1 protein-coding gene is annotated in these 1,101 nt (G+C 60.3%); it reads right to left on the bottom strand.

The genetic code is table 11. From position 1 onward, the window contains the following. Positions 1 to 195: hypothetical protein (locus tag ELR45_RS36235; RefSeq protein WP_165368337.1), on the bottom strand; the 195-nt coding region annotated here is incomplete at its 3' end. Between the last annotated feature and the right edge of the window lie 906 nt (positions 196 to 1,101).

Below are 1,101 nucleotides of genomic sequence, written 5' to 3' on the forward strand. Positions count from 1 at the left end.
GAGGATCAACCCGATCACGCCCAGACCACGAGGCTCCCATATGGCGGCTACGAGTCCGGCGGTGATGAAGAACCGGGAGGGCAGCCCACCGGGATAGCGGCCACGGGCCGGTATCCAGGCGATCGTCAAGCACAGAGCCACCAGGATGACCACCCCGGCGCCCACGATCTGGGCGGCGTCGTCGGTGGAGAACATGGTGGTATTCGACCATGTTCTGTCGTTCGGTTCGGGTATGCCCCCTGCCCGGCGCGCCGAACCGAACCGGGATGAGCACCGCGGACGGATGCCGGGGGCGTCCGTCCGCAGGCCGTTCGAATAACGCACAAGTGTGCGATGACCTCGGGAAATGGAGGTGACTCAAGCCACAATTCTCGGCGCGTGTTGCCGTGAATTCATGATCGCAGAGCTATGAAAGCGACGATATCTACAGTGGATTTTGTTGCGCTACTCGAAACGGTTGCGCTCACTGGAACGAATCTGGCATCGTTTATCTCTGAGCCGAGATGGCATGTATGACGTACGAACCAGTGGTGATGTGGGCGTTCAGATTCGTCGCCGCCCACATGATGAGATCCCGAAATGTTAGCTAACAGCACTACTTTACGGCATTGAATCGCGGGCATGACAGGGTCCCCCGTCGAGGTTGCCCGTTTGTGTTGGGATCTTGTTGGAAATGAGCTGAAACAGCCCAGGTCAGCCCGGCATTTCTTGCTGAGAGTTGATATGTCTGTTCGGATCCTTTAGCGTGTTCAGTAATGCGCGACGGGGCCAGCCGCGAGCTCCGCCGCGCCGCTGGGACCGGTCCAGTGAAATGCCGACGGGAAGTCAGGTGACAGGCGGGCGTGAGGCTGCCCGCGCGGCTGAGTTCGTCGCCTGGACGTGTATCGAGCCCGACGGGAGCGGTCAGCGGCTGACGCAACGGTGCTTCGGCTGCGGTGCTCCGCATGCCGCATGAACCACTGGGAGTTGTGCATGGCCAAAGAGAACAGTGAAGCAGTCCGTGGAACCGAAAGCGTCAATGCCGACCCAGAGTCATCTGGGACTTCCGACGTTCACCAGGACTTTGGCGAGAACCCGTTAGAGGTCCGGACGACCGATCAC

The organism is Phytoactinopolyspora endophytica, assembly GCF_004138495.1.
Taxonomy (GTDB): domain Bacteria; phylum Actinomycetota; class Actinomycetes; order Jiangellales; family Jiangellaceae; genus Phytoactinopolyspora; species Phytoactinopolyspora endophytica.